Below are 12,139 nucleotides of genomic sequence, written 5' to 3'. Positions count from 1 at the left end.
CCGGGGCGCGCGATGTTCAAGGCAACATACGGGGATGTGACAACGCGGTTATTCGGGTCGTGGTGCAGACGGCACTTGCACGCCAAGGCTGCGCAGGCGCTGCAATTCGGCGAATGGGTCCAGCACAACCCCCGCATAGGCGGGGAAATAGCGGTCGCGGTTCAGAGGGTTGAAAATATTTGTGCGCCGCTTGCGTTGCAAGATACGGTCATCCTCGACGGCAAGGGTGTTACGAATGTCCTGGTCCACGCCATAGCGGCTGACCTGCGCGACCAGCCCCACATCGCTGGCCGGGATGCCACCGGCGCGCTGTGCGTCAGCCGAACCACCAAGTGCGGCAATGGCATCGGCGCGCGGTTGCGGATCGGTCAGATTGGTGCCGCCGGGGGTCGGCGGCACCAACGTCAGTTGTTGGGGGATAACCAAAGGTGCCACGGGGATCGCGGAAAATTCATCGGGTCCGCCGCCTGCCGCCCGCATGTCGCGCAGGGGGCGGTCGGTGTTCCCACAAGCAGCCAACAGCGCCAGTGCCACAGCGGGGATGATCATTGCACGCATCGCAGGTCCTTCACATTGTCTTGGCAAGATGTTTAACCGATGCTTGGGGCGACGTCACGCGGTCTTCTTGCGTTTGCCGTCATCCCCCAGAAAGGCCAGTCCGACGGCCCCGGCAAAAATGGCAACATCGGCGACATTAAACGCATAAGGGTTGTTGATTGCGCAGCAGGACACGTTCAGAAAATCGGCCACGGCCCCGTAAATCAGCCTATCGATGACGTTGCCAAGCGCCCCGCCAATCAGCAATCCCGCCGTGATGTAAACCCATTTTGATCTGACCGCATTGCGCAACCAGACCAGCACGGCGCCCGAAATGACAAGCGCCAGACCGATCAGCACCCATCGCATGTCAAAATCAGCAAACAGTCCAAAATTCACGCCACGGTTCCAGGCCATGCGAAATTCCAGATAGGGCGGGAACACTGCGATCCTTCCGGTCGGGTGATTGGCCAGCCCCAACCAATGCACAACATAATATTTGCTGATCTGATCCAGCATGAACACCGCAAAGCCGGTCCAGAATACAAGGCGCATATTAGTGTTTCCCCATGTCTGACGCTTGCCAGCTTCCGCCCTGCAGGCGAAGGTTTTGCGCGTCAATTTGCCGGACGTGTGTCAATGCCGGAAATGCCGCATGCCGGTGAACACCATGGCGATCCCCGCCGCGTCCGCTGCCGCGATCACCTCGTCGTCGCGCATCGATCCACCCGGCTGGATCACGCAAGTGGCACCAGCGGCGGCAGCTTCCAGCAAGCCATCGGCAAAGGGGAAAAACGCATCTGACGCCACGGAAGACCCGATCGTCAGCGGTTGCGGCAGGTCCATCGCCTGCGCCATGCGCTCGGCCTTTTTGGCGGCGATCAGCGCAGAATCAAGGCGGCTCATCTGGCCGGCGCCAACGCCAACGGTCGCGCTGTCCTTGACGTAGACAATGGCATTGGACTTGACGTGTTTGGCGACCTTCCATGCGAACAGCAGGTCGGCCATCTGCGCATCGGTTGGGGCGATTTTGGTGACAACTTTCAGGTCATCCAACCCGACGTGGCCGGTATCCTTGTCCTGCACCAGCATTCCGCCTGCGACCTGACGATAGGTCTTGATCGGGGCGTTGGGATTGGGCAGCGCGTCTGTGGTCAGCAGCCGCAGGTTTTTCTTGCTGGCAAAGATCGCCTTGGCCGCATCCGATGCGCCTGGTGCAATCACGACTTCGGTGAAAATTTCGACGATGGCCCTGGCGGTGTCTTCGTCCAGCGGTTGGTTCAGCGCCACGATTCCGCCAAAGGCTGATGTGCGGTCGCAGTCAAACGCGTTTTGATAGGCCTCCAGCAAGGTTGCGCCACGGGCCACGCCGCTTGGGTTGGCGTGTTTGATAATCGCAACGGCCGGGCCATCGGCCGGGTCGAATTCTGCCACCAGTTCAAACGCCGCATCGGTGTCGTTGATGTTGTTATACGACAGTTCCTTGCCCTGATGCTGCACCGCAGTGGCGACGCCGGGGCGGTTGGTGCCATCGGTATAAAACGCAGCCCCCTGGTGGCTGTTTTCGCCATAGCGCATGACCTGCTTGAAGGTGCCGCTGAACGACCGGCGGCGCGGATTGTCCTGCCCGATCGCGCCGGCCATCCATGTGCTGACGGCGGTGTCATAGGCAGCGGTGCGGGCATAGGCAATTTGCGCCTGATTTTGCCGAAAGGCATAGGTGGTCTGCCCGTCGTTGGCATCCAGTTCGGCCAGCAGCGCGGTGTAATCTTCCACATCGACGATGGTGGTGACAAAGGCGTGGTTCTTGGCCGCGGCACGGATCATCGCGGGGCCGCCGATGTCGATATTCTCGATCATTTCATCATAATCGGCGCTGCGGGCCAGTGCGGCCTCGAACGGATAAAGGTTGACCACAAGCAGGTCGATCGGGCCGATCCCGTGTTCGACCATTGCGTCCTTGTGGTCGTCATTGTCGCGCAGTGCCAGCAGGCCACCATGCACGACCGGATGCAGCGTCTTGACGCGGCCGTCCATCATTTCGGGAAATCCGGTGACGTCGGCAACATCGCGCACCTCTAGACCTGCATCGCGCAACGCCTTGGCCGATCCGCCGGTGGATAGAATTTCCACCCCACGGTCTGCCAATGCGCGGGCAAGGTCGATCAACCCCGTTTTGTCAGAAACAGAAAGCAGCGCGCGGCGCAGTGGTGCAAGATAGGTCATCCGGGATCCCCAAGGGTTATTTTATGCGATCCATTGGATCAGCCTGCACAAGGTCGCGCAGCACGTCGGGCGTGTCCTGCGCCTTGGCCAATGACCAACGGACGCGTGTCGCATAGGCCAAACTGCGGCCAGATAAAACCACCTGTTGCGTCTTGGTGGGGGTTAATTGACCGTTTTCGAGATAAACCGACTGGGTAAGGTCCATTTTTGCGGCGCCATCCTGCCGGAACACCCATGTTTCGCCTGATATCAGCGTCAATTGCACAGTGGCTGCCGCGTCGTCGATTGCGGCACGCACGTCAGGGTGCAGATGAAACCGGACCGCCCAAGCGATGCCTTTGCCGTCGGTGCCGGCCATGGCCTTGTCAAACAAGGCGTTGTCGGCATCGTTCAGCGTTGTCAAAAGGTCTTCGCCTTCCAGGATGCGACCGTCGGCAGACAGGGTCAGAATCCGGGCATGTGTCAACCCGTTGTGGGGTTGATACCCGTTGTGCGACAATTCCAATGTGCGGTTGCTTTTCCGGGCCAGCGCGCCGCGCACAAGGGTCGGTGTCTTGCACAGCCATTCCTGCCCCATCTGCCCCCGCTGCGTAGGGGCAAGTTGCGACGATGATACACCGGTGAGCGCCAGTGTGGAATGGCTTGGCGTGGCGCGGCTGGCGCGCTGCCATTCCGGCCCGAAACGGATGCCCGACCCGCAGTTCACAATCAACGGCCTGCGCCCTGATGTCAGTTCGAACGCCAGCGTGCTGGCGTGGGCGTTGGCCGATGCCGGGCCAGTGGGCGGGGCCGCTGCATCCACGATCAGCGTGGTGCGGCCGCCGCCTAACCGGGCAAAGCCCATATGCAGGCCCGGACCCGGCAGATCCTTTACGCCGGACGCGGCAAGCGCAAGATCCAGCCGCCCTTCCATGCCGCGCCCGCCACCATGAAACCGTGCAAGGCCGCCATCTGCATGCCGCAGTGCCCGCAAGGTTGGCGCGACCCGCTCGACTGCGCGATGCAAGGACGTTGGCACCGGCTGCCCGGTCTGGCGCAGCGTGTGTGTCGTCCAGTTCAGTAGCGTCAGAAGGTCCAAAAGCGCCTCTGGGTTGCGAGGTGCGATGCCGCCGTCCCTGTCGATCTGGTTGTCACAATCAAGGGTAAGCGCCTGCACCGCCGTCCTTGCGATCGGGGCCAGCCCATCCAGTGACAGGCCCGCATGGATTGTTCCAGCGAGGGCCGCGAAACGCGGTAACCCGGCTGGCATGACCGACCAGCGGCGCGACAAGAACAGCGATTGCTGTGCCAGACTGGTCAAAAGCCGGTTGCGCCGCACCCGGTCCTGCCCACGCAGCAGAAATTCACCATGACTGATCCAGCGGATCAGGCGGCGGCCCACCAGTTCGGGCAGCCACCCCTGCCTGCGGCCATCGCCATAACGGTCGATCCACTGATTTGCCCATGTTTGTGCCGTATTGCGGGCGGCTTCGTCTCCCACGGCGGCCAGATCCTCAAGCCATCCGCAACTGTGGATTTCATCAGCGATGTCAGGATGCGAGTCGGCGATATCCCAAACCGATAGTGCGGGGTTTTCGATGCGGAGCCCGGAAAACAGAAAATCCCCCCGCAAGAGTTGCTGCCCGCGCTGCACGCTGCCAATCATGTATGGTTCGGGTGGGCTGACGAAGCGCGTGGTCAGATCGGCCCGCGCGGCACGGCGTGCATGCACCCGATGCATGAAACGGATACCGCGGGCCCGCCATGTTTGCATGATTCCCAATTACTGCCGCCTCGATCGTGGCGCATGCGCCCGGTTCGTATGCGTCAGCATAACAACACAGCCGCGTCCGAGTCACGCAGGCTTTGTCAGCACCGCTATATAAAACCCGTCCATACCACCCCGTTCGGGCCAGTAATCGGGCCGCAGACGCAGGCCGCCTTCGGGGGTGATCCATGTGGGGTCAATCCCGTCACGCGCCAGCGCTGTCCAGTCCGTGGTCAGCCCTGGATGTCTGGCCAACGCCTCGTCCACCTGCACTTCGCCTTCGTCAGGCAAGAGAGAGCAAGTGCAGAACACCAAACGTCCGCCGGGGCGCAGCAGGGTCAGCGCGTGGTCAATCAAAGCAGCCTGCTGGTCGATCAGCGCACCAAATTCCGATCCATCCTTGGCATAGGGCAGATCCGGGTGGCGGCGCATTGTTCCGGTGGCGGAACATGGCGCGTCCAGCAGCACCACGTCAAAGCCAGCTTCGTCAAAGTCAAAGGCATCGCTGACGACAATTCTGGCCTGTAACGCAGTCCGCGCCAGATTTTCCTGCACCCGCGCCATGCGCTTTTCCGACAGGTCTACGGCGGTCACATCCGCCCCGCCTGCGGCCAGTTGCAGGGTCTTGCCACCAGGAGCGGCGCAAAGGTCCAGCACACGCAATCCCGCCACATCACCCAGCAATTTCACCGGGATCGCCGCGGCGGCATCCTGCACCCACCAGTCGCCGTTGGCATAGCCCGGCAGGGTGGAAACCTGACCGGGGTTTTGCACCCGTACCGACCCGCCAGGCAGGACATCACCGCCGACCGCTGTTGCCACCGCCGCCGGATCACGCCTGGCGGTTAGGTCCAATGGCGCACCAGCGAAATGCGCCGCTTCGATTCCCGACACGGCATCGCGGCCCCAAGCCGCAACCAGCGGTTGCCGCAACCAGCCGGGCGTCAGCGGCACAGGGCGTTTGGCCCAGCCTGCCGGGCCTTCATCAGCGATTTTGCGCAAGACGGCGTTGACCAGCCCTTTCATCGGCTGCGTGCGCTTGTTGCGGCCCACGATATCGACATAAGCGTTGACAACACCATGCGCGGCGGCACCGCTGCACAATTCGATAACCCCCAGCCGCAGGGCGTTCATCACGTGATCAGGCGGTGTTTTTTTCAGGTAGGGTTTCAACATCCGGTCTGCACGATCCAGCCCGCGCAGGGCATCGGTTGCCAGTCGTTGGGCGCGGGCGCGATCCTCGGGGGCAAGATCGGCAAGCGCGCCGGCGCTGACCAGTTCGGCCATCAGACGGCCTTCGCCTGTGATCTGCATAAGCAAGGAATGGGCGCTGCGGCGGGCGGGCAAGCCTGTTTGGGACATGTGCAATCTCTTGAAGGTTGGTGCCAGCGGGGTATATCAAAGGAACGCGACCCACAAGGACAGCCCCATGACCGACACATCCAAAGACCTGCCCCCTGCCGCCTTGCGCGCCTTGGCCGAGGCCGAAGAACGCCGCAAAGCCAACGGTGACACGCAATTGCCGATAGAGTTGGGTGGCCGCGCCGGGCCGGAACCCGTCCGTTACGGCGATTGGGAAAAGAAAGGTCTCGCGATCGACTTTTGACATCCGGCGGGCCTTTCGTTGTTTTGAGATACAACATCCTGTTGTCGTGGACGCAGTTGACCCTATAAGCTGTAGAAACGCAGCAAGGGAATGAGATGCTACATGCTTTATCGTTTTACGATCGTTGCTGTTTGTCTGGCTTTGTCCGGCTGCGGGCTGCCTCGGGGGGCCGGTTTTCAGTCTGAAGTTCTGGCCGCAAGCGCCGCACAGGCGGGCACGGACAAACAATATGATTTCGCGGTCTATGAGATGACGCGGGATGTGCTGCCGATGGTGCAGCAATGGCCCGCCAACCGCACGCAGACATTTCCCTGGCTGAACCGCCAGCAACGGCCCACATCGCTGATCATCGCCCCTGGCGATCGAATCCAGATGACGATCTGGGATGCCGAAGAAAATTCGGTTTTCGCTGGCGCGGTTGAACGGGCCACCCCTTTGCAAGAGGTGCAGGTCGGCCCTGATGGTCGGATTTTCGTGCCTTATATCGGTGAATTGCAGGTTTCGGGCATGACCCCGCCCACCGCGCGCACCCGCATAGAAGACGAAATGATGCGCACCATTCCATCTGCCCAGGTGCAGATGGTGGTCACACCGGGGCGCGCAAATACGGCAAACCTTGTGTCAGGGGTCGCCGCGCCGGGCGTTTATCCGTTGCCCGATCAGAACTACAAACTTCTTGATCTTTTGGCGCAAGCGGGGGGCGCGAACCCGGCGTTGATAAACCCGCAGGTGCGTTTGATGCGCGGTGATAGCATCTATGGCATGTCCCTGCGCCGTCTTTTTGCAGAACCCCGACTTGATACGACCTTGCGCGGCGGCGACCGGGTGATCGTGCAGCAGGATGAACGTTACTTTCTATCGCTTGGCGCAACGGGCACTGAATCCCTGCATTACTTTCCCAAAGATACAATTTCGGCGCTGGATGCCATGGCAATTATCGGCGGGCTGAGCGACGGGCGCGCGAACCCCAAGGGTATCCTTGTATTGCGAGAATATGCACCGGGTCAGGTCCGCAACGACGGATCAGGCCCGCCACGGGAACGGGTCGTGTTCATCCTTGATCTGACAAAAGCAGACGGGCTTTTTTCGGCGGGACAATTCGCAGTGCAACCCAATGATCTGGTCTACGCCACCGAAAGCCCGTTTGGATCAGCACTGTCGGTGCTGAATGTTGCATCGTCGGTGTCGAGTTTGAGTAATTAGAACAGTGCGATACTGTCGGCAAGCAGCGCATAATCGCTGACGCCGTCGATGTGCAGTATATTTCCATCGTCAAAGTCAATGGTCGCGCGTGCGCCGTCGTAGCTGCCGTAAATGGCCAGCAAATCCGCAGTAGAGGTCAGCCCAGTCCACAGGCCGGCGTCAAGGATGATCTGGTCGATCCCCTGTTCAAAGTCGGCGATAATGTCGATGCCGCTGTCAAAGATGAATGTATCGTCGTCATCTCCGCCCCAAAGAATGTCATTGCCCGCACCGCCGCGCAGCACGTCCGACCCGGCCCCGCCATAAAGGATGTCATGGCCATCGCCGCCGTCCAGATCATCATTGCCATCGCCGCCGATCAACAGATCAGGCCCAGCGCCGCCGATCAGCAGGTCGTTGCCCGCGCGCCCGATCAGAATGTCATTGCCTGCGCCGCCTTGCAAAAAATCGACTGCCGCAGTGCCAATCAGCACCTGTGGGGTTGCATCGGGGGCAGGGGGCTGCGCGGGTGCGGCCGAACCCTGTAATGCGCTGCGCAGGCGGTCGGCATTTGCAGTGGCAATGACAGCCAGACTGCTGCGCAGGTCAAACTGCTCTCCCTGATCTTGCGGCAGTTGGGGGGGCTCGCCCGGGGTCAGATCGGGCGGGGGGGTGGCCGGTCCGGGATAGCCGGGCTGCACAAAGGCAGGAAACCGCGACCCTCCGATCAGGTCGGCATTGGTCAGCAAGCGATAGTCTATCATCTGACCGTCCGCGCTTTGCACGATCAACAGTTCGTCGCCATAGCGAATATCCATGCCGTAGGGCTGGATCGTCATGGTTAGTTGGCTGATATCGCGCAGCATGGGCCAAAGCGACAGGTCGATACGGTCTTCACCAAGCGTGAAGTCGGTGATTGTGTCTGTTTCGCCGTCGGCAGACAGGATGAAAACGTCTGCCCCCGCCCCCCCGGTCAGTGTATCTGATCCGGCCCCGTCGCGGATGATGTCATCACCCGCCCCCCCGATGATCACATCATCGCCGTCGTGACCTTGCAGAATGTCATTGCCAGCGGTGCCCCCCAACAAGCCGCCTGCCAGTGTGGCTGTTGCGGTGATCCCGGCTACCCCGGTGTCAAGGCGCAACTGGGTCAGCCCGGCTTTGCTGCTGCTGGCTGCGAAGATGTCCAGCCCATCGCCCATGCCACGTGCTGCAAGCGCGCTGATATTGTCCAGCCCCATTTGCGTGGTGTCGGCGATATGCGCGCGGGCCAGCAAAAAACCACCTTCCAACAGGACAAACACCGACAGGCCATCATCGGCCCCCCCGGCAATCACATAGGTTTGGTCATGGTGCGTTACGATGTTGATGCTGGTGACGCCGCCAAACCGGGTGTCCAGAGTGTCCAGCAGGTGATCGCGCATCATCAAGCTGCCATCGCTGCCAATTTCCATCACGCTGAGCGTGCCGCTGCCCGCCGCGCCCAAGACGATATAGCTTGTCGTGCCGACTGTTGCGATAGCCATGGCGCTGGGGGTCGCGATCCACAGCCCGTCATCCACCCCCATGGTTTGCACCGCGCCAAGGCTACCGTCAGGGGCAACCGCCCAGCTTGTCAGGGTGTTATGGGTGGCGCTGGTTGTCAACAGAAAATCCTGACCGCCGACAGCGACCGCCGCGAAGGCGGCGATCTGCTCAACAGCCGTGCCGCCGCTGCCGGGCATCACCGATGCGCCAGCAAAAACACCCGCCGCAGTGAAATCAAGCCGCCCGATCCCGATTTTGCCCGCCAGCGCGCCATAAACGGCCTGCACACCATCGGCCAGCTGCACCGTGACGCCATGCTGGAACCCTCCCATGCTTGGGGGCAGGGTGGTACTAGGGCCAAATGTCCCATCGGGGGCAACAGTGTGGGTTTGCAACGGCCCGCCCGTGGCGCCGCCGGTCAAGATGGCGGTTTGTCCGCCGACGTTCAGGTGCATGATGCTGCCTGTCCCGCCGGGCAGGTCGCCGCCGTCATAGGCAATTTCGCCGGTGACGTGCAGACTGCCATCAATACCCCAACTGCGCAGCACGCCGTCAAAGCGGGTCGTGCTGATCAGCACGGATGTGCCCCCGGACTGGATCATATCCAGGTCTGTGATGTGCGACCAGCCAAGGTCGGCATCCGTTACCGCATGGGTGACGAAACTGAACGAAGCCATAAAAGAACCCCCCGGTCCTGCAAGCGACTTTAGAAAGTCAGGCTGGCAGCGGGCAGGATCGTCGCCGTGGCGCGATTGCGGCACATGCGTGGCGTTTATTCGCGAATTTTTTCAATAACGCATAAGATTCACGATGTTTACCTTAATGGATTTGTAGTGGCATTACCGGCCTTGGCGGGCTAGGCCTATGAGGCGATAACGAACAAGGAGATCGGCCTTGGCACCGAAATTCGGCACCAGCGGACTGCGCGGGCTGGTCACTGATCTGACGCCCGCGCTTGTTGGCGATTATGTTGCGGCCTTTGCTGTGGCCTGTGACACCGGCACGGGGGTTTTTTTGGGACATGACCTGCGTAAATCTTCCCCCGACATCAGGCATATGGTTGCAAAGGCCGCACAGGCCGCGGGGTTGGCTGTGACTGATTGCGGTGCTGTGCCAACACCTGCATTGGCGCTGGCGGCGATGCGGGCGGGTGCTGGTGCAATCATGATTACCGGCAGCCATATTCCGGCAGATCGCAACGGGCTGAAATTTTACACGCCACAGGGCGAAATCACCAAGATCGAGGAAAAGGCGATTCTGGGTGCGCTGGGCCGTGTGCCGGACGGGCCAACCGGACCGCCTGTTGCGCGGCACAGCGATGCCGCAGAGGCCTATGTTTCCCGCTATACCAAAGCCTATGGCAGCAGTTTGCAAGGCATGCGCATCGGAATTTTTGCACATAGTGCGGTTGGCGCGGACCTGCTTGAAACGCTTCTGACCCGTTTGGGGGCCAAAACGTTGATCCTGGGCCGTTCCGAAAGGTTTATCCCGGTCGATACCGAGGCCGTGGCGCAGCAACTGCGCGACCAGTTGCGCGCCTGGGCCGCAACCGGTGATTTTGATGGGATAGTGTCCACCGATGCCGATGGCGACCGCCCGCTGGTCGCTGATGAAACCGGTGCCATCGTGCCAGGTGATGTGCTGGGACAGATCACTGCGGCGGCGCTGGGTGCACAAGTTGTTGTGACCCCTGTGTCTTCGAACACTGGGGTTGATCAGGCAGGCCGCTTTGGGCAAGTGATCCGCACGGCGATCGGGTCGCCCTATGTGATTGCGGCCATGGAAGGTGCGCTGGGCCGCGTTGTCGGATACGAGGCGAACGGTGGTTTTTTGTTGGGGTTTGATGCGGCAGGTCCGTCTGGCCCCATTGCGCGGCTGCTGACACGCGATGCCATTTTGCCGATGGTTGCGGTGCTGGCGCAAGCCAATGGCAGCGGGCTGGCGCAGCTTGTTGCCGCTGAACCCGCCCGGTTCACCGCGTCAGACCGGTTGCAGGATGTGCCTACAGTCACATCGCAAAATCTGCTGGCGCGGCTGACCGCTGACCCTGCGGCGCGGCAACGCTTTTTGCGGGCCCTTGACGCAAAAGAAACGGCGCTGGACCTTGTTGACGGGGTGCGGGTTCATCTGGACGATGGCCGTATCATTCATCTGCGCCCCTCGGGCAATGCGCCAGAGTTGCGATGTTACGTCGAGGCAGGCACACCTTGGGATGCGGCAGACACGCTGGCGCAGGGATTGGCGCTGTTGCGGGACGAGCTTACGGGGTGATTTTGCTGGTATCTGTTTCAGTCTGATAGCCATTCGGGTTGGCGGATTGCCACGCCCAAGTGCTGGCTGTCATGTCCTCTAACGTATGCGTTGCCGTCCAACCCATTGCGTGCCGCGCGCGGCTGGCATCGGCCTGCATCGCGGCAATATCGCCCGCGCGCCTGCTGGCCACTTTGACCGCGATATCCCGACCGCAGGCGCGGCTGAAAGCGGAAACCATATCGCGCACGCTGTAACTTTGCCCGGTGCCAATGTTGAAAATACCTGCACCGTTTGTGCGCGCCGCATAATCAAGCGCGGCCACATGGGCGCGGGCCAGATCGACAACGTGGATGTAATCGCGCAGGCCGGTGCCGTCGGGCGTGTCGTAATCATCACCAAAGATCGTGAGCGCGTCACGTTTGCCAATGGCGACCTGCGCAATGAAGGGCATCAGGTTGTTGGGGGTATCGCGCGGGTCTTCACCGATGCGCGCGGAATGATGTGCGCCCACCGGATTGAAATAGCGCAGAATTACGGCGGCGGCATCGGGATTGGCCTTGGTCCAGCCTGTCAGAATGTGTTCGGCTGCCAGCTTGGTCTGGCCATAAACCGAAGTGGGGCGCGTGGGGTGATCTTCATCATAGGGCAGATAGACGGGTTCGCCATAAACCGTGGCCGAAGATGAAAAGATGATCCGCCGACATCCCGCGCGGTCCATCGCCTGCAGAACCGCCAATGTACCGCCGACGTTGACATCGTAATAATCCAGTGGCTTTTCAGCGCTTTCCCCGACAGCCTTTAGCCCGGCAAAATGCACCACCGCATCGGGCTTGAAGGTTGTCATCACTTTGTCCAGCATGGCGCCATCACGCACATCGCCGGCGTAATCCGTCATGGTCCCGTTCGACAGGGCGCGGACCCGTTGCAAGACCGCAGGGGTCGCATTTTTGTAATTGTCCAGCACGCAAACCGCATGGCCCTGCGCCATCAGCTCAATCAGGGTGTGGCTGCCAATATATCCCGCGCCGCCGGTGACAAGAACGCGCATCAGACACGACATC

General features: G+C 61.1%; 10 protein-coding genes. 3 read left to right on the top strand and 7 right to left on the bottom strand.

Going from position 1 to position 12,139, the window contains the following annotated elements; genetic code table 11:
- Window positions 1-48: 48 nt before the first annotated feature.
- The 5 genes from IBX59_RS08605 to IBX59_RS08585 all read right to left on the bottom strand — a co-directional run bounded on the left by IBX59_RS08605 (window position 49) and on the right by IBX59_RS08585 (window position 5,872).
- Window positions 49-558 (bottom strand): DUF3035 domain-containing protein, encoded by a 510-nt coding sequence (locus tag IBX59_RS08605; protein ID WP_296374502.1) that lies wholly within the window; start codon window positions 556-558, stop codon window positions 49-51.
- A 54-nt stretch (window positions 559-612) separates the two neighbouring features.
- Window positions 613-1,092 (bottom strand): signal peptidase II, encoded by a 480-nt coding sequence (lspA, locus tag IBX59_RS08600; protein ID WP_296374500.1) that lies wholly within the window; start codon window positions 1,090-1,092, stop codon window positions 613-615.
- 81 nt (window positions 1,093-1,173) lie between these two features.
- On the bottom strand, window positions 1,174-2,763 hold the full coding sequence (gene purH / locus IBX59_RS08595; protein ID WP_296374498.1) for a bifunctional phosphoribosylaminoimidazolecarboxamide formyltransferase/IMP cyclohydrolase: 1,590 nt from the start codon (window positions 2,761-2,763) through the stop codon (window positions 1,174-1,176).
- A 16-nt stretch (window positions 2,764-2,779) separates the two neighbouring features.
- On the bottom strand, window positions 2,780-4,516 hold the full coding sequence (locus IBX59_RS08590; protein ID WP_296374496.1) for a heparinase II/III family protein: 1,737 nt from the start codon (window positions 4,514-4,516) through the stop codon (window positions 2,780-2,782).
- 81 nt (window positions 4,517-4,597) lie between these two features.
- Window positions 4,598-5,872, bottom strand: coding sequence for an RsmB/NOP family class I SAM-dependent RNA methyltransferase (locus tag IBX59_RS08585; RefSeq protein WP_296374494.1), 1,275 nt, complete (start codon window positions 5,870-5,872; stop codon window positions 4,598-4,600).
- A gap of 67 nt (window positions 5,873-5,939) precedes the next feature.
- Between IBX59_RS08585 and IBX59_RS08580 the strand changes: the two genes are divergently transcribed.
- Together IBX59_RS08580 and IBX59_RS08575 are read left to right on the top strand one after the other, a co-directional pair.
- Window positions 5,940-6,116, top strand: coding sequence for a DUF1674 domain-containing protein (locus IBX59_RS08580; RefSeq protein WP_296374492.1), 177 nt, complete (start codon window positions 5,940-5,942; stop codon window positions 6,114-6,116).
- 102 nt (window positions 6,117-6,218) lie between these two features.
- The gene (locus tag IBX59_RS08575; protein ID WP_296374490.1) at window positions 6,219-7,319 is read left to right on the top strand and encodes a polysaccharide biosynthesis/export family protein; all 1,101 of its coding nucleotides are present in this window, start codon (window positions 6,219-6,221) and stop codon (window positions 7,317-7,319) included.
- Here the strand turns inward: IBX59_RS08575 and IBX59_RS08570 are convergent.
- Window positions 7,316-9,502, bottom strand: a complete 2,187-nt coding sequence (locus IBX59_RS08570) for a M10 family metallopeptidase C-terminal domain-containing protein (RefSeq protein WP_296374489.1) — start codon at window positions 9,500-9,502, stop codon at window positions 7,316-7,318. The two genes, IBX59_RS08575 and IBX59_RS08570, sit on opposite strands and share 4 nt — an antisense overlap.
- Window positions 9,503-9,719: 217 nt before the next feature.
- Here IBX59_RS08570 and IBX59_RS08565 point away from each other — a divergent pair, with 217 nt between their 5' ends.
- Complete coding sequence (locus tag IBX59_RS08565; RefSeq protein ID WP_296374487.1) at window positions 9,720-11,096, top strand: phosphomannomutase; 1,377 nt, start codon at window positions 9,720-9,722, stop codon at window positions 11,094-11,096.
- Here the strand turns inward: IBX59_RS08565 and galE are convergent.
- Window positions 11,086-12,126, bottom strand: a complete 1,041-nt coding sequence (gene galE / locus IBX59_RS08560; RefSeq protein WP_296374485.1) for a UDP-glucose 4-epimerase GalE — start codon at window positions 12,124-12,126, stop codon at window positions 11,086-11,088. The two genes, IBX59_RS08565 and galE, sit on opposite strands and share 11 nt — an antisense overlap.
- Window positions 12,127-12,139 lie beyond the last annotated feature (13 nt).

It is taken from the genome of Yoonia sp., assembly GCF_014859355.1.
In the GTDB taxonomy this organism is placed as follows: Bacteria; Pseudomonadota; Alphaproteobacteria; order Rhodobacterales; family Rhodobacteraceae; genus Yoonia.
This window is presented reverse-complemented; position numbering and strand designations above follow the sequence as displayed.

Bases quoted from the DNA above. Each gene is read 5' to 3' on its own strand.
- IBX59_RS08570 (WP_296374489.1), bottom strand. From the start codon at position 9,502: ATGGCTTCGTTCAGTTTCGTCACCCATGCGGTAACGGATGCCGACCTT.
- IBX59_RS08575 (WP_296374490.1), top strand. From the start codon at position 6,219: ATGCTTTATCGTTTTACGATCGTTGCTGTTTGTCTGGCTTTGTCCGGC.
- lspA (WP_296374500.1), bottom strand. From the start codon at position 1,092: ATGCGCCTTGTATTCTGGACCGGCTTTGCGGTGTTCATGCTGGATCAG.
- IBX59_RS08585 (WP_296374494.1), bottom strand. From the start codon at position 5,872: ATGTCCCAAACAGGCTTGCCCGCCCGCCGCAGCGCCCATTCCTTGCTT.
- galE (WP_296374485.1), bottom strand. From the start codon at position 12,126: ATGCGCGTTCTTGTCACCGGCGGCGCGGGATATATTGGCAGCCACACC.
- IBX59_RS08590 (WP_296374496.1), bottom strand. From the start codon at position 4,516: ATGCAAACATGGCGGGCCCGCGGTATCCGTTTCATGCATCGGGTGCAT.
- purH (WP_296374498.1), bottom strand. From the start codon at position 2,763: ATGACCTATCTTGCACCACTGCGCCGCGCGCTGCTTTCTGTTTCTGAC.
- IBX59_RS08605 (WP_296374502.1), bottom strand. From the start codon at position 558: ATGCGTGCAATGATCATCCCCGCTGTGGCACTGGCGCTGTTGGCTGCT.
- IBX59_RS08580 (WP_296374492.1), top strand. From the start codon at position 5,940: ATGACCGACACATCCAAAGACCTGCCCCCTGCCGCCTTGCGCGCCTTG.